This is a genomic window from Cytophaga sp. FL35 (assembly GCF_014349235.1).
Lineage (GTDB): Bacteria > Bacteroidota > Bacteroidia > Flavobacteriales > Flavobacteriaceae > Euzebyella.
Genome location: NZ_JACSOH010000018.1, coordinates 40,474 through 64,514, shown reverse-complemented (window position 1 = coordinate 64,514; position 24,041 = coordinate 40,474). Strand labels below are relative to the sequence as shown.

General features: G+C 40.1%; 20 protein-coding genes. 12 read left to right on the top strand and 8 right to left on the bottom strand.

Features of this window, described 5'->3' with window-relative positions:
• Positions 1 to 66: 66 nt before the first annotated feature.
• The 4 genes from BIZ36_RS14635 to BIZ36_RS21320 all read right to left on the bottom strand — a co-directional run bounded on the left by BIZ36_RS14635 (position 67) and on the right by BIZ36_RS21320 (position 3,559).
• Positions 67 to 588: a DUF4136 domain-containing protein gene (locus tag BIZ36_RS14635; protein WP_187458635.1), complete on the bottom strand. Its 522-nt coding sequence runs from the start codon at positions 586 to 588 to the stop codon at positions 67 to 69.
• Between the two features lie 10 nt (positions 589 to 598).
• Positions 599 to 1,618, bottom strand: coding sequence for a GTPase ObgE (obgE, locus tag BIZ36_RS14630; protein WP_187458634.1), 1,020 nt, complete (start codon positions 1,616 to 1,618; stop codon positions 599 to 601).
• Between the two features lie 114 nt (positions 1,619 to 1,732).
• Positions 1,733 to 2,443, bottom strand: a complete 711-nt coding sequence (locus BIZ36_RS14625; RefSeq protein ID WP_187458633.1) for an SIMPL domain-containing protein — start codon at positions 2,441 to 2,443, stop codon at positions 1,733 to 1,735.
• 9 nt (positions 2,444 to 2,452) lie between these two features.
• Positions 2,453 to 3,559, bottom strand: coding sequence for an adenylate kinase (locus BIZ36_RS21320; protein ID WP_187458632.1), 1,107 nt, complete (start codon positions 3,557 to 3,559; stop codon positions 2,453 to 2,455).
• Positions 3,560 to 3,668: 109 nt separating this feature from the next.
• Here BIZ36_RS21320 and BIZ36_RS14615 point away from each other — a divergent pair, with 109 nt between their 5' ends.
• The 7 genes from BIZ36_RS14615 to BIZ36_RS14585 all read left to right on the top strand — a co-directional run bounded on the left by BIZ36_RS14615 (position 3,669) and on the right by BIZ36_RS14585 (position 15,938).
• Positions 3,669 to 4,841: a 5-(carboxyamino)imidazole ribonucleotide synthase gene (locus BIZ36_RS14615; RefSeq protein ID WP_187458631.1), complete on the top strand. Its 1,173-nt coding sequence runs from the start codon at positions 3,669 to 3,671 to the stop codon at positions 4,839 to 4,841.
• Positions 4,842 to 4,843: 2 nt separating this feature from the next.
• A complete protein-coding gene (gene purE, locus BIZ36_RS14610; RefSeq protein ID WP_187458630.1) occupies positions 4,844 to 5,329 on the top strand; it encodes a 5-(carboxyamino)imidazole ribonucleotide mutase in 486 nt (161 codons plus the stop codon).
• Between the two features lie 18 nt (positions 5,330 to 5,347).
• Positions 5,348 to 5,749 (top strand): hypothetical protein, encoded by a 402-nt coding sequence (locus BIZ36_RS14605; protein WP_187458629.1) that lies wholly within the window; start codon positions 5,348 to 5,350, stop codon positions 5,747 to 5,749.
• Positions 5,750 to 5,764: 15 nt separating this feature from the next.
• Positions 5,765 to 7,792: a M3 family metallopeptidase gene (locus BIZ36_RS14600; protein WP_187458628.1), complete on the top strand. Its 2,028-nt coding sequence runs from the start codon at positions 5,765 to 5,767 to the stop codon at positions 7,790 to 7,792.
• A gap of 138 nt (positions 7,793 to 7,930) precedes the next feature.
• A complete protein-coding gene (locus BIZ36_RS14595) occupies positions 7,931 to 14,737 on the top strand; it encodes a PAS domain-containing sensor histidine kinase (RefSeq protein ID WP_187458627.1) in 6,807 nt (2,268 codons plus the stop codon).
• 7 nt (positions 14,738 to 14,744) lie between these two features.
• Positions 14,745 to 15,161 carry a response regulator gene (locus BIZ36_RS14590; protein WP_187458626.1) on the top strand — a complete coding sequence of 139 codons (417 nt, stop codon included), beginning with the start codon at positions 14,745 to 14,747 and terminating at the stop codon, positions 15,159 to 15,161.
• Positions 15,162 to 15,416: 255 nt separating this feature from the next.
• Positions 15,417 to 15,938 (top strand): 5' nucleotidase, NT5C type, encoded by a 522-nt coding sequence (locus BIZ36_RS14585; RefSeq protein WP_187458625.1) that lies wholly within the window; start codon positions 15,417 to 15,419, stop codon positions 15,936 to 15,938.
• Here BIZ36_RS14585 and BIZ36_RS14580 read toward each other — a convergent pair.
• On the bottom strand, positions 15,935 to 16,294 hold the full coding sequence (locus tag BIZ36_RS14580) for a rhodanese-like domain-containing protein (protein WP_187458624.1): 360 nt from the start codon (positions 16,292 to 16,294) through the stop codon (positions 15,935 to 15,937). The genes BIZ36_RS14585 and BIZ36_RS14580 overlap by 4 nt on opposite strands.
• 32 nt (positions 16,295 to 16,326) lie before the next feature.
• Here BIZ36_RS14580 and BIZ36_RS14575 point away from each other — a divergent pair, with 32 nt between their 5' ends.
• Both BIZ36_RS14575 and BIZ36_RS14570 read left to right on the top strand, forming a co-directional pair.
• Complete coding sequence (locus BIZ36_RS14575; protein WP_222937407.1) at positions 16,327 to 16,971, top strand: sigma-70 family RNA polymerase sigma factor; 645 nt, start codon at positions 16,327 to 16,329, stop codon at positions 16,969 to 16,971.
• 59 nt (positions 16,972 to 17,030) lie between these two features.
• Positions 17,031 to 17,261: a hypothetical protein gene (locus tag BIZ36_RS14570; protein WP_187458623.1), complete on the top strand. Its 231-nt coding sequence runs from the start codon at positions 17,031 to 17,033 to the stop codon at positions 17,259 to 17,261.
• Here the strand turns inward: BIZ36_RS14570 and BIZ36_RS14565 are convergent.
• The gene (locus BIZ36_RS14565; RefSeq protein WP_222937406.1) at positions 17,243 to 18,073 is read right to left on the bottom strand and encodes a UbiA prenyltransferase family protein; all 831 of its coding nucleotides are present in this window, start codon (positions 18,071 to 18,073) and stop codon (positions 17,243 to 17,245) included. The genes BIZ36_RS14570 and BIZ36_RS14565 overlap by 19 nt on opposite strands.
• Before the next feature lie 137 nt (positions 18,074 to 18,210).
• On the opposite strand from BIZ36_RS14565, the gene gcvP reads away from it, so the two are divergent.
• The 3 genes from gcvP to BIZ36_RS14550 are packed head-to-tail and all read left to right on the top strand — an operon-like array spanning position 18,211 to position 22,516.
• Positions 18,211 to 21,069 carry an aminomethyl-transferring glycine dehydrogenase gene (gene gcvP, locus BIZ36_RS14560; RefSeq protein WP_187458621.1) on the top strand — a complete coding sequence of 953 codons (2,859 nt, stop codon included), beginning with the start codon at positions 18,211 to 18,213 and terminating at the stop codon, positions 21,067 to 21,069.
• 33 nt (positions 21,070 to 21,102) lie between these two features.
• Positions 21,103 to 21,627, top strand: coding sequence for a class I SAM-dependent methyltransferase (locus tag BIZ36_RS14555; protein ID WP_187458620.1), 525 nt, complete (start codon positions 21,103 to 21,105; stop codon positions 21,625 to 21,627).
• A 37-nt stretch (positions 21,628 to 21,664) separates the two neighbouring features.
• Positions 21,665 to 22,516: a glycosyltransferase family 2 protein gene (locus BIZ36_RS14550; RefSeq protein ID WP_187458619.1), complete on the top strand. Its 852-nt coding sequence runs from the start codon at positions 21,665 to 21,667 to the stop codon at positions 22,514 to 22,516.
• A gap of 68 nt (positions 22,517 to 22,584) precedes the next feature.
• On the opposite strand, the gene BIZ36_RS14545 is transcribed toward BIZ36_RS14550, so the two are convergent.
• Both BIZ36_RS14545 and BIZ36_RS14540 read right to left on the bottom strand, forming a co-directional pair.
• Entirely contained in the window at positions 22,585 to 23,094 is a 510-nt protein-coding gene (locus BIZ36_RS14545) for an OmpH/Skp family outer membrane protein (protein WP_187458618.1), read from the bottom strand.
• A gap of 103 nt (positions 23,095 to 23,197) precedes the next feature.
• A complete protein-coding gene (locus BIZ36_RS14540) occupies positions 23,198 to 24,031 on the bottom strand; it encodes an OmpH/Skp family outer membrane protein (RefSeq protein ID WP_187458617.1) in 834 nt (277 codons plus the stop codon).
• Positions 24,032 to 24,041: the final 10 nt, after the last annotated feature.

The window sequence follows — 24,041 nt, the reverse complement described above, 5'->3', positions numbered from 1 at the left end:
CACAAGAAACAATCTTACCTACTTTGTTTTCAAAGACTTAACAAAACATAAGATTATCCCTACGACCTACTTTTTAGGCGGGTATTTGGCCAATGCCTTTGTTACGATGTGCTGTAAAACCGATTCTCGTTTTTCCGGAGTGTAGTTTTCCTTAAATGAACTTTCCGTTACGGCATTCCAAATTAGAAGGTCCTTTTGAGTATCCACAAAATCAAATCTGATTTCCCTTTTCTGATTTGGTTCCCCTACAGGAATACCTACCGAAACACCACCACCAACATTTCTGCCACCTCCACCCAGACCAACACCTACCGATGTATTTTGTGGTGCTTTAAAAAATCTGGTTTTAATGTTTACGTAAAAATCCGCATCCTCAGAAAATCGTATTCCTTTCAACTGTAATTCAGCATCAATGGCATCTAAAAGCCTTTTTTCATCTAACGGACTAAGACCCGTCTGTAATTCTGGATAGAAATTGTACGTAGCGTAATTGCTAAAATCTGTTTGTGTATCATAATCATGATACACTTTTACGGACCCACATGCCGTTAGAAGCAATAACACGAAAACCAAACAAATACTTTTCATCCCTAAGGTTTTATGATTTCAGTACCTTTTCGTCATTTAGCATAGACCATAAACGGTCTTTTAGTTCCGTAATTCCTTTTTGTGCCACTGAGGATATGAACATATATGGAACTCCATCAAGTCCCTCATTCAATTCGTCCTGTATTTCAGAAATTAATTCCTCATCCAACATATCACTTTTTGAAACGGCAATGAGACGTTCCTTATCCAAAAGCTCAGGATTATACCTTCTAAGTTCGTCCAAAAGAATTTTATACTCCTTTACAATGTCCTTACTATCCGCTGGCACTAAGAACAACAAGGTGGCATTACGTTCTATATGTCTTAAAAAGTAGTGGCCCAGTCCTTTGCCTTCTGCAGCTCCTTCAATAATACCTGGAATATCTGCCATCACAAAGCTTCTAAAATCGCGATATTCCACAATTCCCAAATTGGGTTTTAGGGTCGTGAACTCATAATCGGCAATTTTAGGTTTGGCACTGGTGATTACGGAAAGTAGGGTTGATTTTCCGGCGTTGGGAAAACCTACCAGCCCAACGTCTGCCAGCACCTTTAATTCCAATGTAACATCTATTTCTTGCCCAGGTATACCTGATTGGGCATATCTTGGGGTTTGGTTGGTACTGGTCTTAAAATGCCAGTTTCCCCTACCTCCCATACCTCCTTCAAGAAGCATTTTCTCTTGATTATGTTCGGTAATCTCAAAAATGGTTTCTTGGGTATCGGTATTTTTGATAACCGTTCCCAAGGGCACCTCTAAATATACATCTTCCCCATCCGCACCGGTACTTCGTTGCTTTCCGCCATGTTCCCCATGACCTGCCTTGAAATGCTTTTTAAATTTAAAGCCTACCAAGGTCCAAAGGTTTTGGTTACCACGAACAATAATATGACCTCCACGGCCTCCATCTCCCCCATCAGGACCTCCTTTTGCCACATATTTTTCCCTGTGCAAATGGGCAGACCCCTTACCTCCATTACCGGATTCGGCATGAATTTTCACATAATCAACAAAATTACCTTCCGTCATGCGTACGCTTTCAAAATTAATTTTTTAAATGGCTACAAAAGTACGCATTTACAGACACCTACATGGATTATCTAAATTGAAAGCAGTAGGAATTTGAAGAAAAAATACTCGTAGTTAGTCTTCTAGCTGAAAATCTATGGTAGAAACCACCCGTACAAGTTTTATTTGGGGTGTATTTTGGTCACGATCGTTAATGGAAAACAACCCTTGTCTGGCGACCCGAATTTCCCCTACTTTAGCCTTACTGTCCCGTGCAAACTTTTCAGCGACCTCGCGGGCATTTTTAGTAGCTTCTTCCACCATTTCAGGTTTTAAATCATTAAGCTTTGTAAACATGTATTCAATGGGCCTCCAAGAGTTTTTAGAACCGAGTAGTACCCCATCGCTAATTAATTCTGATGATTCTGCCAAAGCTTTTTGCAAACGTGGAATATCCGTAGTCCTTACCGTTATTTCAATATTGGCCAAATAACGATACTGACTGTACTGTGCATTGTTGTTGTAGATATTGGCACGGGCATCGGTAACGTTGATGGTGCCCCGGGTAAGCTCCTCTTCTTTAAATCCCAGCTCCTTGAAAAATTGGACCACTTGCTTATTCTGGGCTTCAATGTCTTGCCTTAGGGTTGACAAATCATTGCCCGTTAAGGATATGGTCATGGGCCACACCGCCAAATCTGCATTTACTTCACGCTCCGAAAGACCCTTTACCTGAACATAGCGATCATACTTTTTCCCGGCTCTATGCATATTGCCCACAAAATATCCAGCAATTACAATGGCGACAGCCAAAACAACGGTCTTAAGCCAATCCAGATTTTTCATGGGTTCTCTTTAAAGTTCCTCGATCACCTTACCAAGTCGATGGGTAATTTCATCTATAGCACCAATACCATTTACACTATGAAATTTGCCCTGTGCTTCGTAGTAATCTTTTAGGGGAGCTGTTTTTTGATTGTATTCATCAAAACGGTTTCTGATTTTTGACTCGTCTTGATCATCGCTCCTACCACTTACTTTACCTCTTTCCAAAAGTCTTTGTATCAAGACCTCATCGTTTGCTTCCAGGGCAATAGTAGCATTTACCTTCATATCCCTTCCTTCTAAAAAGGTATCCAAAGCTTCGGCCTGTGCAGCAGTTCTTGGGAATCCATCAAAAATAAAACCACTGGCATCGGCATTTTTTTCAACGGCATCTTCCAACATTTTAATAGTAACTTCATCGGGAACCAAATCACCATTGTCTATATAAGACTTGGCCAATTGACCCAATTCTGTATTGTTTTTCATATTGTAACGGAACAAATCCCCGGTAGAAATATGCTTCAAGTTGTACTTTTCCTTTAAAAATTCTGCTTGGGTACCTTTACCTGCACCCGGTTTCCCGAACAAAACGAGATTGATCATATGCTTTTGGTTTAATTGATAGACTTCCTTGAGGTTCCTTCCCAACTCCATATAATCGAGTCCGTAACCTACAATGAACTTATCCGGTATTTCAATGCCCCAATAGTCTATGGCGTATTCTCCGTTATAAACATCGGACTTATAAAAAAGACTGGCAATTTTAAAGTCCTTTACGTTTGCATTGGAAAACAACAGCACCAATTCCTTTAATGTTCTACCGGTGTCTATGATATCTTCCAAAATAACTACGCTACGACCCTCAATATCTTCAGATACATCCAATAAAGTCTGCACAATTCCGGTAGAGGTAAGACCACGGTAGGAACTCAGTTTCACAAAGGAAACCTCACAATCGTAGGGGTAGTGTTTTAGAAAATCCGACACGAACATAAAAGCGCCGTTAAGCACCCCCACGAATAAGGGTACCTCGTTTTTGTAATCTGCCGCTACCTTTTCTGCAACGGACTTTACCGCGGCCTGAACCTGGGCCTCGCTCAAAAACGGTTTAAAATGCTTGTCATGTAGTTTGATCAACGCCAAAACTTTTGAGAATTGCCAAATATAGCATTTTGATTTCTCTTTTTTAACACCCTGACGACGGTTTTGGGAATTACACGTATTTTTGTGGCAATTAAAAGAAAAGATGCCAGTAAAAGAGAACCCAAATTATTTTTCATCCAACTTTAACCTAGGAATTCTAGGTGGTGGGCAATTAGGAAAAATGATGCTTTATGAGACCCGTAAATTTGATATAAGAACCAAAGTCTTGGATGCCTCCAGTGAAGCTCCCTCTAAAATTGCCTGCAACCAATTTGTACAGGGGGACCTTATGGATTACCAGACCGTTCTGGATTTTGCCACGGATGTAGACGTGCTCACCATTGAGATTGAAAATGTAAACGTTGATGCTTTGGAAAAACTGGAAGATCAAGGCAAAACAGTCTACCCTCCTACCAAGGCTTTACGAATAATTCAGAATAAGGCAAAGCAAAAGCTCTTTTATGTAGACAACCAAATTCCTACCGCAGATTTTAGCAGATTTGCCTACAAAAGCGAAATCAAGGATAGTATTGAAAATGGCGGGCTTCAATTCCCTTTTATATGGAAAGCCGCCCAATTTGGTTACGATGGCCAAGGCGTTAAGGTGGTACGTAAAATGGAGGATTTGGACGCATTGCCTCCCGGTGAGTGCATTGCCGAGGAGATGATCGACTTTAAGAATGAATTGGCTGTAATTGTGTGCAGAAGTGCCAACGGAGAAATTAAAACGTACCCTGTAGTGGAAATGGAATTTCATCCAGAGGCCAATCAAGTGGAGTATGTTATCTGCCCCGCACGAATAGATGAAAATGTAGCGGAAAGGGCTCAAGAAGTGGCACTAAAAGTCTCTGAAAAGATTGAGCACGTAGGCCTTTTGGCCGTAGAGCTTTTTCAAACCCAGACAGATGAAATTTTGGTGAACGAAGTGGCTCCCAGACCTCATAATAGCGGACATTACAGTATTGAAGCCAGCTATACCAACCAATTTGAACAGCACATACGGGCCATACTGAACCTTCCTTTGGGCGAAACCAAAAGTAAGGTAGCGGGTATTATGGTCAACTTGGTAGGCGCAGAAGGACATACGGGAGATGTACATTACCAAAATATAGAAGAGATATTGGCCATGGAAGGGGTTACACCCCATATTTATGGGAAAAAACAAACCAGACCATTTAGGAAAATGGGCCACGTTACCATTGTTAACCAAGATATTTCAAAGGCCCGGCAAATTGCCCAACAAGTAAAGGAAACCATCAAAGTAATTAGCAAATAAACATGAGTAAAGTAGCCGTTGTAATGGGTAGCACAAGTGACCTGCCTGTAATGCAAGACGCCATAGATATTTTAAAAGAACTAAAGATTGAGGTAAATGTAGACATTGTCTCTGCTCATAGAACCCCGGAAAAACTTTTCGATTTTAGTAAAAACGCCCACACCAATGGTTATTCCGTGATTATAGCGGGTGCCGGTGGCGCGGCACATCTTCCTGGAATGGTTGCATCCATGTCTCCCCTACCGGTGATTGGGGTGCCTGTAAAAAGCAGCAATTCAATAGATGGCTGGGACTCCGTACTTTCCATATTACAGATGCCCGGAGGTGTTCCTGTGGCAACTGTAGCCCTTAACGGTGCCAAAAATGCCGGAATATTGGCCGCTCAAATTTTAGGAAGTAGCAACCAAGAAATTTTGGACAGAATTATTGCTTACAAAGAAGGTCTTAAACAAAAAGTGATTGATGGATCTAAAAGCCTATCAAAATAACAACCGACGGTCCTATTTATGAACACACCTTCGTTTATTGGCTTTCTGTTGAGTATTTTGGGCATAGCCGCGTTGCTGTTTTGGGGCCGAAATATTCAAAACCCTTATTGGAAATGCATTTGGAGAAGTGGTTTGCTGTTTTGTTCCCTTTACGCATTGATATTGCTTATTTTAGCTATAAATGCGCAGTACATAAATCTTCAAATGGAGGCTATGGACCTTGATTCCAACGGTAAAATAGACCTAACTGAATATACTCCGGAATATAGGGAACTCCGCAATCAACTTTTAAAGGACCCGGAAAGAAACAATGCGTTTTTAAACGCAGCCCTTTTATCTTTACTAATGGCAGGAATCGCTTTAGGAATGGATACCTTTACCACTTTCCTCAAGTCTAAAACAGATAGAATACGAATTTAGAAAAAACGAGTAGCTATGAACCCCTTATTACAACCCTTTGATACAGCCCCATTTTCAAAAATCAAGAACGAGCATTTTAAACCTGCTTTTCTTCAGGCCATGGAAGATGCCCGTGCAGAAATTGATGCCATAACGGAAAATAAGGAGGAGCCTAGTTTTGAAAACACCATAGTCGCGCTTGAATTTAGCGGTCAGCAATTGGATCGTATTTCCAGTGTTTTCTTCAATTTGAACTCTGCCGAGACCAATGAGGAAATTCAAAAAATTGCCCAAGAGGTTTCTCCCCTACTTTCTGAATTCAGTAATGACATTACCTTAAACGAGGGACTTTTTAAACGTATAAAGTATGTTTTTGACGCCAGGGAAGATTTGGACCTTAGCCTTGAGGAAAGCACCTTGTTGGAGAAAAAATATAAAAGTTTTAGCCGAAACGGAGCCAATTTACCAGAGGATAAAAAGAAAAGACTTCGTGAAATAGATTCGGAACTATCAAAACTTAAGTTAACCTTTGGGGAGAACGTTCTTGCCGAAACCAATAAGTATGAAATGCACCTTACCAATGAGGAAGATGTAGCAGGGCTGCCGGAAGGTGAAAAAGAGGCTGCGGCCCAATTGGCAAAAGCCAAGGAAAAAGAAGGCTGGTTGATAACTTTGGATTACCCCAGTTACATCCCTTTTATGAAATACGCCAAAAACCGGGAGCTTCGGAAAGAATTGTCCCTAGCCTTTGGAAGCAAAGGGTTTCATAATGATGAATTGGACAATCAAGAAAACGTTCTAAAGATTGCCAAATTACGTCATGAAAGAGCACAATTATTAGGTTATGAAACCCATGCCCATTTTGTACTGGAAGAACGTATGGCAGAAACTCCGGAAAAAGTTCAAGGATTTTTAAACGAGCTACTTTTAAAAGCCAAACCTGCCGCAGAACGGGAATTTCAAGAACTTTCCCAGTTCGCCAAAGAATTGGACGGCTTGGACCAATTACAAAAATGGGATGCCAGTTATTATTCCGAAAAACTAAAACAAAAGCTCTTTAATCTGGATGACGAAATACTAAAACCCTACTTTAAACTTGAAAACGTTATTAACGGTGTTTTTAAGGTAGCAGAAAAACTCTTTGACCTAAAGTTTAAGGAAGTCAACAATGTAGACAAATATCATGAGGAGGTACTTACATATGAAGTTTACGACCAAAAAGACAATTTCATATCCTTGTTCTACGCAGATTTTCACCCTAGAAAAGGGAAGCGTGGGGGCGCATGGATGACCTCCTATAAATCGCAATATAAAAAAGACGGCAAGAATATCCGTCCCCATATTAGCAACGTTTGTAATTTTACGCGTTCAACCAGCAGTAAACCGTCCCTACTTACTTTTAATGAGGTAACAACCCTATTTCATGAGTTTGGCCATGGGCTACACGGTATGCTGGCAAATACCACCTATCCCAGTTTATCCGGAACATCAGTGTATTGGGATTTTGTGGAGCTCCCAAGCCAGGTAATGGAAAATTGGTGCTATGAAAAAGAGGCGTTGGAGCTCTTTGCACACCATTATGAAACCGGGGAGTTGATTCCAATGGAACTGGTTCAAAAAATCAAGGAATCCGCTACCTTCCAAGAAGGGATGCAAACCTTGAGACAGTTGAGTTTTGGACTCTTGGATATGGCATGGCACGCCCAGGACCCAACGGCTATTGAAGATGTTAAAGCCTTTGAAACATTAGCTTTTACAGGAACGCAACTTTATCCTGAAACCCCGGAAACCTGCATGAGCACTGCTTTCTCACATATATTTCAAGGAGGTTATTCTTCAGGATATTACAGCTATAAATGGGCAGAGGTCCTAGATGCAGATGCATTTGCCTATTTCAAGGAAAATGGAATTTTCAATAAGACCATTGCCTCCAAATTTAAGGACAACGTACTCTCCATGGGCGGAACAGAAAATCCAATGGAGCTTTACAAAAGATTCAGGGGACAAGAGCCTAAAGTAGAAGCCCTTTTGGAAAGAGCCGGGCTATTGGAACTCAGAAAGTAACGACAAGACAAATCTAAACTACGCATAACCCAACTTTTTCTTTAAAATGTAGTCGTTTACGCACATATTTTCTAAATTTACCTGTACTACAGACCATTGCCAACCATTTGATTGAACCACCATTATTCAAAAATTTAGATGGGAGAGAAGATGCTACAGGAAAGCGACCTTAAAGACTTACGTGCGGATATTAATAAAGTCGCTAAAATAGGTATTTACCACGTTGATCTAATTACGGGGGAATCCTATTGGGACACCGTTCTCAAAGATATTTTTGAGATTCCCCACGATTTTGAACCTTTTTTGGGCGCCAGCGATCAATTTTTCCCGGACCCCAAGCAACTGGAGCTCAAGCACGCCACCTATCAAAAGAGCATAAAAAATGGCACTCCGTTTGAAATGGAGAACCAAATTGTAACGGCTAAGGGAAATCATAAAACTGTACGGGCCTTTGGCCATCCTACTTTTAAGGATGGCGAATGCGTGGCCCTATCAGGGGGGTTAATGGATGTTACGGGCCAAAAACAAACGGAACATGACCTCATGCAAATTAAGGAGCAGTGGGACATGGCCGAAAATATTGCAAAAATTGGATATTGGCAGTGGAATATTGCGGAGGACCATTTTAAATGTTCGGATAATCTAAGGGAGACCTACGGTATTGGCATGGGAACAAGGATCAACCTCGAGTTGATTCTAAGCAAGGTTCATAGGGATGACCGCGAAATGCTCTCATCCAACATAAAAGAGTTTCTAAAAACCAAGCAGTTCAACAAGTTTATGTACCGGGTTTGTCCAAATGAAGGAGAAACAAGGTTCTTGCAGGCCTATGGTAAGGTCATTTCCAATGCATCAGGGCAAGCCATTGAAATGGTGGGAACCACCCAAGACATCACTGAAAATCTCTCACAACAACAAGACTTATCCCAAAAAAATCAATTGTTAGGTTTTGCAGAGGAAATGGCCAACCTAGGGCATTGGATCATAGATTTGGAAAAGGACACTATAGAATGGTCAGACACCTTATATCGCCTATACGATGAGGAATTGGGTTCCAAAATTACATATGAAAGCTTTTTGGAGAAAATTCATCCAGAAGACAGACAAACGGTTATTGACCATACCAGACAGGCCATAAAGACAGGAAAGAAGCAAGAGTTCATCCATAGATCGTACCATCAAGATGGAACTATTCACTATTTAAAGGTCATAGGCAAAGCTGTAACAAATAAAAACGGCTGGAGCATAAAGCTTACGGGCATTACCGTAGATATCACCAAGGAGATTTTAAGGTCTCAAGAGCTTGAAACAGGTAACCAGCAACTAAAATATGCAGAAGAACTTGCCAATTTTGGTTTCTATCGGTTAGACTTAATCACAGGAATTGCAGAGTGGTCAGACAATACCCATCGCATCTACGGTATTCCAATGGATCAAAAAGTCACTTTGGAACAATACTTATCAAAAATTCATCCAGATGACCAGTATAAAGCACATGACATTCTAAGCGGTACACATGACAACGAAAGCACTATAAAATTTCATCACCGGACAGTGCCAATTGACGGGAAGGTAAGACATATAGAAGCCTTAGTAAACGTAGAAAAAGATATAAATGGCAATACGATAGCCTTTAGAGGTACCGTAAACGACATCACTGAACAAGTTGCCAATGAATTTGAACTTCGTTCTAAAACCCAACTATTGGATATTGGTGAAACCTTGGCAAATATGGCCTACTGGGAATGGGACGTTATAAATGACCAAATTAAATGCTCAGATAACCTCTACCGAATCCACGGCTATGAGCAGGGCACACCTTTAAATAAAGCGGCTATTATAAATAGCATTCATCCCGAAGACCGTGAAGCAACAGTGCAACGAATAAAAAAATACATATCCCAAGGTGTCTTTGAAAGGTTCACCCATAGAATAGTTCATGACAATGGAACTACTATTACGGTAGAGGTCACTGGAAGTACCGTCACCAACAAGGCGGGCAAAGTGATTCAGATCAACGGAGTTACACAAGACGTTACCGAAACTATTTTAAGGGAACAAGAGCTTATTCGCAAGAACCAGCTCATGCAACTTGGAGAACAGATTGGTCAATTGGGTTTTTGGCAATGGTTTCCAGAGAAGGATGAATTCATATGGTCAGACAATGCATACCGTCTTTTGGGGCTGGAAATTGGCTCCCCAATGAATTTGGCTGCGGTGGCCAAAATTTCACATCCGGATGATGTACCCTTAATTAAATCAAAGACAGAAGAATTTCTCAAAACAAAGGTTTTCACCACGTTTCAATATCGTATCATCTTACCAAATGGAGACATTAGAACCTTTGAACTAGCTGGAGATATAATTGTTGATGGGCAAGGGAGAGTGAAAGAAATATTGGGTACTGCTCAAGATATTAGCGAAAGATTGGCCCAGCAAGAAGAAATGATTGCCCAAAACCAACTAATGGATGCAGCGGAACAGGTAGGAAATGTTGGCTTTTGGCGTTGGACACCGGATGATGGCGTATATACCATGTCAGATAATGTATATAGAATATTCGGTTGGGAAATAGGTACACCCATGAACCTTGAGGACTCCATTGCCTTTGTGCACCCTGAAGATATTCCTTTAGTACAAGAGCATACCCAAAGAATATTTACAGAAAAAGTTTTTGATCGGTTTTCCTACAGAATTCTAAAACAAGGAACAGAAGTTAGGTGGGTAGAGGTGAACGGAAGTATTGTTGAAAACAATATTGGTGATATAGTAGAGGTTACCGGTACCACTCAGGACATTACTGAAAAAATAATTGCCAGAAAGAATTTAGAAGAAAAAAACGACTATTTACTTGAAGCTGAAAGAATGGCCAATTTGGGTCATTGGCAATGGAATGCCAGCAAGGACATTTTTATTTGGTCTGATAATCTTTACAGAATCTTTGGTTTTGAGTTGGGCATACCTATGACCATGCAGTTATTGACTTCCAAAGTAATCCCGGAAGATATACCCAAAATTGAACGGATTATAATGGAAATTCTTGAAAACAAGGAATTCCCAAAGTTCCGTTATAGAATTTTTGGTCCGGATAACGCAATAAAGACCTTACAAGTAGAGGGCAAAATAACGGAGGTTGAAGGAGAAATACTTCTAACCGGTGTTACACAGGATATCTCAGACACTGTATTACAACAACTGAAACTTGAAGAAAAAAACAACCAACTCCAGCTGGCCGAAAAAATGGCTAAAATGGGAAATTGGCATTGGAACTCCCTTACCAACGAAGTTGTATGGTCAGATCATTTATATGAAATCTTTGACCACCCTAAGGATGAGCCCTTATCCTACGAGGTATATCTCAGCTACGTTCACAAAGAAGATTATGCCTATGTAAAAGGTAAAATTGATGAAGCTGGAGAAACAGGGGTTTATGAAAAACTGATTTATCGCATTAGGCTTAAGAATGGAAAAATTAAAACAATAAGCTCCACAGGTACTGTAGTTTGTGACATACAAGGGAAGTTTACCGAAATGATGGGCACCTGTCAAGATGTTACGGAACAGGTACTAAAAGAGCATGAATTAACGGAAAAAAACCTGCAATTGAATTTTGCAGAGGAAATGGCTGGATTGGGCTATTGGAGTTGGAACGTAAAAACGGATGATGTACAGTGGTCCGATAATGTGTATCGAATTTTTAAGAAGGAGATGCATCAAAAGGTACATTTCAACGATGCTTTTGACACAACCCATCCAGACGATGTCGCGTCCTTTCAAAAATTCATTGATGAGATATTTAAAACCAAAACTTTTAAACCCTACCAGTATAGAATTGTTCTCGAAAAAGGAATAGAGAAACACGTTGAAATCGATGCCCGATTGACATTGGATAAAAATGGGGAAATCACGCATATCTCCGGAACCATTCATGATATTACCCAAAGGATAAAGGATCAAGAGGAAAAAGAAAGAAGGAACCAATTGTTCGTTTTAGGAGAGCGTATAAGCAAGATGGGACATTGGAGATGGTTTCCTTCAACCAATGAACTTGAATGGTCAGACAACATCTATCGGCTTTATAATGTAGAAATTGGAACACCGGTTGATATTGAAGTAATGGCTAACGGTATTCACCCAGAAGACGTTTCCAAATTGTACGATATGATGGCGCATTGTTTGGAACAAAAATCGTTTAAAAGGTGGACCCATAGAATTATTCACGAAAACGGTTTTATTTCAACCATTGAAATCAATGGCGAACTTATTTTCGACTCAAAAGGAAATATTACAGAGGTCATTGGAACCGGACAGGATGTTACAGACCGATTAAGGACCCAAGAAGAGCTTGTTTTGAAGAACAAGCAATTGAACAATGCCGAGAAAATGGCCAAAATTGGCCATTGGCAGTGGATTATTGGGGAAGACAATTCCTATTGGTCCCAAAATCTATATGAGATACATGGAGCAGAGATCGATTCCGAGATTTCAGTTGAAAAATACTTGACCTTTGTTCATGAGAATGACAGAAATAAGGTGCGGGATACTATTGAGGGGGCGGTAGAAAGTAAAATCTTTTCACCCGTAATCTATCGCATAGTACTGCCCAATGGTAACACTAAGACCATGAGGACCATTGGCGACGTGGTTCTTAATGAATCTGGTGAACCTGTAAAGTTAATTGGTACTATCCAAGATATATCTGAACAAATAACCAAGGAGCTAGAATTAGAACACAAAAATAACCAACTGGTGGCCGCAGAAAAAATGGCAAAAATTGGCCATTGGACTTGGAAACTGGACGCAGATATTGCGTATTGGTCAGAGAACCTTTATGCTATACATGGTATTTCAATGGATACGGTCATCACCTTGAAGAAGTTCATAAGCTGTATTGTTGAGGAAGACCGGGAAATTGCCCAAAAAAATATTGAGAACGCCATTGCCAACAAAATTTTTGAAGAAATAATTTATAGAATTAAAACACCCAATGGTGGCATAAAAACCCTTAAAACCGTAGGTAAAGTAGCCTTAAACGAGATTGGAGAAGTAATAGAAATGATCGGCACTTGCCAAGACATTACCGACCAGGTTTTCAAGGAACAAGAATTGCTTGAAAAAAACCGTATGATGGCCTTTGCCGAAGAACTTTCAGGAATCGGTTATTGGAAATGGGACGTTATCAATGACGTCATCGAAAAATCGGAAAACTTATTAAAAATTCTTGATTTTAAACCGGGTACCCTTTTAAACTTCAACAAATATTTGCTTAGGGTTCACCCAAAAGATATGGACATGGTAGTGGCCAAAAGTCAGCAGATTGTAAGGAAAAAAACTTTCGAGAAGTTCACACATAGAATTATTAGATTGGATGGCAGCGAGAGAACCTTAGAACTTACCGGCGAGGTCATTCTAAACACCGCTGGTAATGTCATAGAGCTTATTGGTTCTTCAAATGACATTACGGAAAGAATCAACTATGAACAAGAACTAAAACAACAGAACCAACTATTAAAAATATCGGAAGAACTAAGTGGAATAGGCCATTTCAAATGGAATATGCTACACGAAAAGTTCGAAATTTCAGATAATCTATACCGTATTCTGGACTTGGATCCAGACACTTCTATGGATTATGAGCGGTATATGGAGTGCCTCCATCCAGAGGATCGTGAACTGGTTACGTTGTCCTTTTATGATTTTCTTCAAAAACGGAAATTTGAGCAATTCACCCATCGCATCATCAGAAAAAATGGGACCGTGCGCACATTGGAAGTAGTTGGTGAGTTTATTACGGATAAGAACGGGGTGGTTGAAATGATCGGTACTGCACAGGATATTACAGAACGGCGTATGGCAGAAATCAAATTCCGCGGCCTATTGGAATCTGCCCCGGATGCGATGATTATAACGGATAGGCAAGGTAATATTCATTTTACAAATAAACAGGCCAGATTATTGTTGAGATACGAACCTGATGAGCTTATAGGCAAGCCTATAACTTCTCTATATCCCAATAAGTTTAAGAATCTGCACATTTTATACGCCACGCAGTTTTTAGAGAATCCGTCAGAAATGTACGTAATTCAAAACCAAGAACTTTTTATTTTCAATAAAAGGGGAGAAAGAATTCCCGTTCAAGTGAGCTTTGGTCCGGTGGAAACGGCAGACGGCCTACTTATTTCCATAGCGGTACGGGATATTACCGCACGCCGTAATGCAGAACAAAAAATTATAGAAGCAAACAAAAGACTTAAAGAAACCTCCAAAAAGCTGAACATACAAAATAAACAGTTAAGTGATTTTAACCACATAACCTCACATAATTTAAGGGCTCCGGTCAGTAATTTAAATTCTTTATTGGATTTATACTTGGCGGAGGAAGACCCGCTAAAGCGTGAAGTACTCTTTAGAAAGTTTGAAAAGGTAATCCACCACCTATCGGATACTTTGGAAACCCTCATTGAAACCCTACGAATCAAAAGTGAAACCAAGGACAATAAAACCAAACTTTATTTTAACGATGCATTACAAAAAACCGAAGAGTTATTAACAGCTCAAATATCTGACAGTGAAATAAAAATTACTTCAGATTTTTCTCACGCTTCCAATATTACTTATAATCAAGTATATTTGGACAGTATTTTTCTTAACTTAGTAAGTAATGCTATTAAATACCGGTCTCCAGACAGGCCATCAACTCTTGAGGTCAAGAGCTGGAAAGAAGGAGACAAAACCCTTATTTCATTTAAAGACAACGGATTAGGGATAGATTTAAAAAAGCATGGCGCCAAATTATTTGGTCTTAACAAAGTATTTCATAGACATCCGGAAGCCAAGGGAGTAGGTCTTTTCTTGACCAAAGCCCAAATTGAGGCCATGGGAGGTTCCATAAAAGTGGAAAGTACGGTGGGTAAAGGAACCACTTTTATTATAAATTTAGACTGATTGCTTAATGAATGAAAATGTAAATGTTTGTATTATAGATGATGACGACATCTACCAATACACCATGTCTGCCGCGTTAGAGTCAATTAACTCAGTTAATAGAATTCAAGTTTTTCTAGATGGTGCAGAGGCCATGGATTTTTTCCTCGATAATATTAGTAATACCGAAGAGCTCCCCGATGTAATTTTCCTAGATATCAATATGCCTATCATGGACGGTTTTGAATTTATGGAAGAATATGTAAAAATAAAGCCCAAAGTGGGCAAACAGATTACCATCTATATGGTTTCTTCTTCTATGGACCCAAAGGACATAGAGCGGTCTAGAAAAATCAGCGAAATTTCAGACTACATTGTTAAACCCATTAGGGAAACCCAACTAAGGACTATCATTGAGAGATTGAAGGAAAACGGCAAAATATAGCCCAATTTCTTTTTGAGTCAATTTAAGTTAGGATAACGGACACACTTCAACTGGCCCTGCTATACTTTTACAACTCATAAGTAGGTTAAAAAAGGTTAGTTAACAATAACATTTTTTAAGAAAAAGAGGGTGTGGGGATACCCTCTTTTTTATTTTCACAACTTACTACAGGCTGTAATTGTTAAGATATTGGCAAGAAACATCCTCCCTATTTTCTCTTTCCCCCTATTTTCTGAAATTTGAAAAAAAATTAGAATGACAATTTTTGTTGACATGGACGAGGTTATGGCAGACACCTATGGTGCCCATATAGAAATTTACAATCAGGAATTTGAAGAATGTCTTACCCTTGAACACTGTTTGGGCAAGGAAGTTTGGCATACCGTTCCAGAAGACAGACAATTGAGTGTACGAAACCATGCAAGGAATAGAGGCTTTTTTAGGGACTTGAAACCCATAGAAAACAGCAAGGTGGTCTTAAAGGAATTAAGTTCAATGCATGATGTGTACATTGCCTCTGCCGCTATGCAATTTCCAAATTCATTAGAGGAAAAATCAGACTGGTTAGATGAACATTTCCCCTTTATTCCATGGCAGAACCGTATTTTACTAGGAAACAAGCACATTTTAAAAGGAGATGTGCTCATAGACGACCGAAGCTATAACCTTGAAAATTTTGACGGCAGGAGTCTTCTTTTCACCTCTCCTCACAACGTACATATCAACGGTTTTGAAAGAGTGGACAATTGGGAAGAAGTTGCTACCAAATTGCTTTAATTATTCTTTTGCGATACGTAGGCATCATACCCCCCGGAAAGATTGACTACATTATCAAACCCCATGGATTGCAATTTTTGGGTGGCTTTGGCGCTGCGTCCGCCCATCTTACAATAAATCAATATAGGTTTTGATTTATCCAACGTTTCCGCCTGTTTTTGAAAGCTTTCATCAAACCAATCCATGTTTACGGCACCTTCCAAATGTCCTTCCCCAAATTCCTGAGGGGTTCTTACATCCAACAATATAGACGATTCTATATCTTTCTGTGAAAGTTCTGTGATAGGTTTTGATTTACTTTGAGCACAGCCCCAAAAAAGGGTGGCCAGAAAAAGAAGCGTTAGTACTTTTTTCATTTCTATTGAAGGTTTAATCAAAAATAAAAAATATGGCGGCAATCAAATACGAAAAGCAAAAGGAATCTAAAATGAGGGTAGTTACATCAAATTCCCGTAATTTTACCAGTGACCGAACAAGTATGGCAAAAAACCAATTACAGCCCAACACTTGGGTAGATGCATATGCAGACTACCTTTTCAACTATGCCATTGCCCGTATTAATGATGCGGAAATAGCAAAGGATTTGGTACAGGAAACTTTTTTGGCCGGTTTAAAGTCTGCAAAAAATTATAAAGGCGATGCGGCCGAAAGAACCTGGCTCATTGCTATTTTAAAAAGAAAGGTCATAGATCATTACCGTAAGACCAATTCCAAAAAAGGAAAGGCAGAGGTAAAAATAAATTATAGCGCCCAAACAGACGCGGAAGGAGATTGGCTTGAAGAGCAAATTGCAGATCCTTTCAGCAATTATGAACACAGCAATCTTGAAAATGAGGAACTGGGGCTGGCCATACAATCGTGTATTGGAAAATTACCGCAAAAGCAAGCCCAAGTTTTCTCCATGAAAACCATACAAGGCATTAGCACAGAAGATATTTGTAAAGAATTGGATATTAATCCGTCTAACCTTTGGGTAATGATCCATAGAGCAAGAACCGCTTTAATGGGCTGCCTAAATGAAACATGGTATTAAGTAAACGGAACATCCTTAAAAAGGGCACCGTTCAATAGATAAAATAGAATAGTAGCGCAATGATTTCCTGCAAAAAAGCCGCCCTAATTTGTAATAAGAGCCAGTATAATGAGGCTACTTTCATTGAAAAGTTGCAATTGCGCTTTCATTTGGTTGTCTGTAAGACCTGTTCTAAATTCAGTAAAAAGAACAAAGAGCTCACCTACCTTTGCGATAAAGCTGGTCTAAATAGTCTTTCAGAAGGGGATAAAAGAAAAATGAAAGAAAAACTTCAAGCGGGAGCAGAATAGAATAAAACCTCTACTAAAAGATAAAGAAGCCACAAACCTATTGGTATGGATTCTACCCAGAAGGATGAAAAATACTTGTTTTGATGTCTTTTGGTTATAAACATTAGCGACCCCAGAAATAAAAATAGAATCCCCGAAACAATTACTTCTTTGAGCGTTACCGAATCTTTGAAAAGCACCAAAAAAAATAATGGGATATTTGCCAAGGCTCCCAACACTTTGGTTCTGGCCACTCCAAATCTCTGAGGCAAGGTTCTTAATTCTGGAGCATCATATGCTAAATCCCTGATTTCAAAAGGAATTATCAGGATGAAAACCAACAAAAAACGCCGGATGGCTTCAATATGTACATCCCACCAGTTTACAAGACCATCAACCAATGCAGGTAGGTAGACCGTTGTTCCGGCCCATACCAAGGCCACAACAAAAATCTTCATGCCGCCCCAACTTCGCAGTTGTTTGGAATGGGGCAAAATGGGCAAGGCATATAAAAATGTAAGTAGTAAAAGAATAGCAGTGGCCCACCAAACGCTTTGAGGCAGATAATAAAAGTGATACACAGCAAATGCAAAGGCCAAAAAACTAACAAACTGAATATTCTTATGGTACCTATTGGCTACCAATATATACTTTTTGGCCTCTACACCATACTTCATAAAATTGTAGCAGCATATGGTTCCAAAAAACATAAACCAGGCCAAATGTTCGTTAAGAGGAATTTGCAGTCTCAAAACTGTTATATGTACAAAGGCAAACACCGCAAAGGAGACATGTATGCTGGCGTCTAAGTAAAAGTGAAAAATCCTTTGCAACCACCTCATTAAGCAAATGTAACCAAAGTGTTTATAACCCTTGTTTTCAGTTAAAAACTTTCTTCTAGAGAATCGGCAAACGGCACATTTTTCTGCAATTTATCCCTAATTTTGCACATCTTTTTTATCGAAACTATATGAAGACAGATGTATTTGCGTCACGGCACATAGGAATCAAGGAAAAGGACCTTGAGCACATGCTTAAAACCATTGGGACAGAAAATGTAGACCAGTTGATTTACGAAACCATCCCTGATGACATTCGCCTAAAACAACCTTTAGGATTGGATAAAGCCATGAGCGAACATAAATTCCTGGCCCATATACAAGAACTGTCCGAAAAAAATCAACTTTTTAGAACTTATATAGGATTGGGCTACCATGAGAGCCTAACACCATCGGTCATTAAAAGAAATATACTTGAAAACCCGGGTTGGTATACGGCCTATACGCCTTACCAAGCGGAGATTGCCCAAGGAAGATTGGAAGCCCTTTTAAATTTTCAAACAGTCATTAGCGACCTTACTGGAATGGAGTTGGCCAATGCTTCCCTTCTTGATGAAAGTACCGCTGCGGCCGAAGCCATGACCATGCTTTTTGAGGTAAGAAGCAGGGAACAAAAGAAAAATAATACGGTAAAATTCTTTGTCTCCCACGAGATTTTGCCGCAAACCCTTGACCTGCTTGAAACAAGAGCCACTCCACTGGGTATTGAATTAGTGGTAGGCAACCACGAGGATTTTGATTACAGCCCTGAATTCTATGGAGCTATTTTGCAATACCCGGGCAAATATGGTCAAGTTACAGACCTTACAGGCTTTGTTTCCAAAGCCAAGGAAAACGAAATTAAAGTAGCGGTTGCTGCAGATATCTTAAGTTTGGTTCTTTTAACACCTCCCGGTGAAATGGGCGTGGATGTTGTTGTGGGAACCACACAAAGATTTGGAATTCCATTAGGATATGGTGGGCCACACGCCGCATTCTTTGCTACAAAAGAAGCGTACAAAAGAAACATTCCCGGTAGAATCATTGGCGTAACCAAGGATATTGACGGAAAACCGGCCCTTAGGATGGCCTTACAAACACGTGAGCAACATATAAAAAGGGACAAGGCAACTTCCAACATTTGTACCGCACAAGTGCTACTAGCCGTTATGGCGGGAATGTACGCAGTGTATCATGGACCCGATGGTCTAAAATATATTGCAACCAAGGTGCATAGAACCGCTGTTACCCTCGCCAACGAATTGGAAAAACTTGGCTTGTACCAAATGAATACCGCTTACTTTGACACTATCTGTATTAAAACGGATACCGCCCATTTGCTTCCAATAGCGGAAAAACATGGGGTGAATTTTTGGTATATTGATGAAGGTACCGTGTCCATATCGGTCAACGAAGCCACTTCCATTAATGATATAAATCAGATTTTGGAAGTATTTGGTGAAGCACTGTCCAAAGAAAAAAGCGCTGTTGAACATTTGTTGGAGGAAACCGCCATTCCAACCAACCTACAAAGAACGTCCAGCTTTTTGACCAATACGGTTTTTAATTCCTACCACTCGGAAACGGAATTAATGCGTTACATCAAAAAATTGGAACGCAAGGATCTGTCCCTCAACCATTCCATGATTTCTTTGGGAAGTTGCACTATGAAATTGAATGCCGCTTCTGAAATGCTTCCCCTGAGTATGCCAAGATGGGCCAATATTCACCCGTTTGTCCCCATAGAACAAGCAAAGGGTTACCAAATAGTTTTAAAGGAACTAGAAAAGGACCTAACAAAAATTACAGGGTTTGCGGCTACTTCACTTCAGCCAAATTCAGGTGCACAAGGGGAGTACGCGGGGCTTATGGCCATAAGGGCCTATCACGAAAGTAATGGGGAGGACCATAGAAATATCTGCCTGATCCCTTCTTCTGCACACGGGACCAATCCGGCTTCCGCAGTAATGGCAGGTATGAAAGTGGTAGTGACCAAAACGGATGAAAAGGGCAATATCGATGTGGCGGACCTGGAAGAAAAAGTAGAAAAACATGCGCAAAACTTAGCGGCGTTGATGGTAACCTATCCTTCCACCCATGGAGTTTTTGAGTCGTCAATAAAGCATATAACCCAATTGATCCATGACCATGGAGGCCAAGTGTATATGGATGGAGCCAACATGAATGCACAAGTTGGCCTTACCAATCCCGCAACGATTGGTGCAGATGTGTGTCACCTCAACCTTCATAAAACGTTTGCCATACCCCATGGTGGTGGCGGACCTGGAGTGGGCCCTATTTGCGTAGCGGAACAATTGGTTCCCTTTTTACCGGGCAACCCTATTATAAGTACAGGTGGCGAACAAGGCATCAAGGCAATTTCAGGAGCGCCATGGGGAAGTTCTTTGGTATGTTTGATTTCCTACGGATATATTAAAATGTTAGGGGAATCCGGATTGAAAAAATCCACCGAAATGGCCATACTCAATGCCAATTATATAAAAAACAGACTTAGTGGTAAGTTTGATGTTCTTTATACTGGTGAAAGAGGACGTGCCGCCCATGAGATGATAATAGACTGTAGGCCATTCAAAGAGAATGGTATTGAGGTGACGGATATAGCCAAAAGACTTATGGACTATGGCTTTCACGCCCCTACTCTTTCCTTTCCCGTAGCTGGCACATTAATGATCGAACCTACGGAAAGTGAGAGCCAAGCGGAACTTGATAGGTTTTGTGATGCCATGATTTCCATACGAAAGGAAATTGACGCAGCGAACGCCAATGAACCCAATAACGTTTTAAAGAACGCACCCCATACGTTGGAAATGGCAACGAATGATGATTGGCAATTTCCTTATAGCAGAAATACGGCAGCCTTCCCATTACCGTATGTAATGGAAAATAAGTTTTGGCCTTCGGTAAGACGAGTTGATGATGCTTATGGTGATAGAAATCTTATGTGTACTTGCGCACCTATGGAGGCCTATGCGGAAGAAATGGAATCCTAAAACAAGCCCAGGTTAATTTTCACCAAAGCAAAGATGTACGAAAACACATACCCCAACAAACGATTTAAACACACGCTCACCTTTTTAAAAAAGCATGTGGACACCGCCGAAACCATATTGGATTTAGGAGTGAGCAATCCGTTTTCGGAAATTATGGAACAAGAAGGGTATCAAGTAGAAAATACTTCAGGTGAAGATTTAGACCTTGATTTCAAAGTTGTTAAAAATAGTACTGCCCAAGTGGTAACGGCTTTTGAAATTTTTGAGCATTTATTGGCTCCTTTTAATGTCTTAAGAGAAATAAAAGCCGACAAATTAGTAGCCAGTATACCGCTAAAATTATGGTTCTCACCTGCCTACCGATCCAAAACAGACCCCTGGGACCGTCATTATCATGAATTTGAAGATTGGCAGTTTGATTGGTTATTGGAAAAAGCTGGTTGGGAAATAAAGGACAGAGAAAAATGGACCAATCCCGTCAAGAAACTAGGACTTAGACCACTTTTACGTAGTTTCACACCAAGATATTACATTGTGTATGCCGAAAGAAAAAAATAGTTCTTCGCTCGGCTTATAAAAGCAACCAATTATATCCATGAGATATTATATTGTCATTCCGGCACATAATGAAGAAGACTTCTTAAAGGATACACTCACCTCCATTTTAAGACAATCACTTCAACCTGCCAGAGTGGTTTTGGTAAATGACAATTCAACTGATGGTACGGAAGACATCATGGACCAATTTCTTAAATTGAGCCCCATATTCACAAAGTTGAATACGGCTTCCTCTGCAGAACACATGCCAGGAAGCAAAGTAGTCAACGCCTTTAAAAAAGGTTTGTCACAGTTGGATGACCACTATGATTTTTTGGTGAAATTGGATGCAGACCTGATATTACCTGACAATTATTTTGAAAAAATAGCGTACATTTTTAAAGGACAACCCAATGTTGGTATTGCAGGTGGTTTTGTTTATGAAAAAAATCAACAGGGTAATTGGGCACTGAACCACCCAATGAACAAAAATCATGTTAGAGGAGCGTTTAAAGCCTATTCCAAAGGATGTTTTAAGGCCATTGGAGGATTGCGTTCCGCAATGGGCTGGGATACCGTAGATGAGCTCTTGGCAGCTTATAACGGCTATGAGGTATACACAGATGATTATTTAAAAGTAAAACACCTAAGGCCTACAGGCAAAGCCTATAATGCCAAAGCGAAGCTTTTACAGGGAAAGGCCATGTACACCATGCGTTATGGATGGGCAATTACCCTAATAGCCTCCTTAAAAATGGCGTTAAAACAAAGAAAGCCAATCGCATTGATTGATAACATGAAAGGCTATTTTGAAGCTAAAAAAGAAAAGAAAGAATTTTTAGTATCTAAAGAAGAAGGTGTGTTCATTAGAAAGTTAAGGTGGGCCAATATTAAAAAGAAACTACTTTAAGTATCCATTAAACTAAGACATAAAAAAACCCGCATTAAGCGGGTTTTTTCTATTTCCAAAGGGTAATATTAAATACCCAATTGCTTCTTTACATCTGCCAAAAGATCTTTTCCTTTGGATACGATCAGTCCACCACCTGGCTGGGCATCAATTACATAATCATAACCTTGATCGGCAGCTACTTTTTCAATGGCAGCCTTGGCCTTATCTGAAATAGGGGCAAACAATTCTTGTTGCTTCTTTTGAAGTTCTCTTTGCGCAGCTTGTTGTGCCTCACCTATGTTTTTTTGAACTCCTTGCAACTCAATGGCTCTTTTCTCATTTTCTTCCTGAGATTTGGAAGCAGCCTCGTTTTCATACTGCGTGTACTTATTTCTAAGCTCAGTCATAGAACTTTCTATATCTGCATTATAAGTCTCAGAAAGTTTCTTTAATTCAGCCTCAGCAGCTTTCATCTCCGGCATTGCGCTCAACAATTGTGTCACATCAATGTGGGCTACTTTGCTTTGCGCGTTAACGAACCCGGTAAATGCTACAAACAATACAATGGCTGTGGCTATTTTCTTTACGTTTTTCATGATACTGATTCTTGTTAAAATATTTGAGTGTTAATTTATGGTTATTTTATTTCAATTCTTATTATTAGTGGCCTTTCTTAACATTTTATAACGAAACTGTTTACTATTCTTCGCTATCGCTGTCCGAATTCCCTTCATTGTTTTCACGCTCTTCCAATTTTGCCTTTCTTTTGGCCTCGCGTTCCTCTAGCAATTTCTTTCTACGGGCTTCGTAGGCTTTTTTACGTTCCTCACGTAATTTTAACTGCTCTGCCCTGCGTTCCTCTGCTGTCTTTTCTCGCGCCTGCTGGGCTTGCTCCGCTCTTTCCTGCCTTTCTTTTAAGGCCTCGCTAATTTCCTCTTCTTGCGGCTCATCCTCAAAATCTTCCAATCTGCTACGAACCTCTTTCTGCTTTGGTTTACTAACCCTCCTGGTCCTCGCAATACCGCGCAAAACTAAGTCGCTGATATCGTGCCGATTTTCGGAGTACAACATTACAACATCCGCAGATTTATCAAAAATAAAATCATACTTTTTATTGGCTCCGATCTTCTGCACCTCATTAAAAACCTGATCCTGTATTGGCTGGATCAACTGTCTTTTCTGAAGTACCAAATCTCCCTGGGGGCCAAAACGATCTTGTTGGTACTCTACCATCTCCTTTTCAAGGATCAATATTTCTTCTTCCCGCTCCGCAATAAGCTCATCGGTCAAAAGAACCCTTTCGGCCATCAAATCCTTTTTCATTTGCTCCACTTGGCTCTGCTTTTGCTCAACATCTACCTTCCACTTCTCTACCTTATTGGCCAATTGCTCCGTGGCCTCACGGTACTCTTCTACGTTTTCCAAGATATACTCCATGTCAACGTAAGCAATTCGCACCCCTCTTTGGGCAAAGGTAAAGGCAGTGCAAAAGAGAACGGCCCATACTAAAAGAACGTTTGATTTAGTTTTCATCACTTTAATC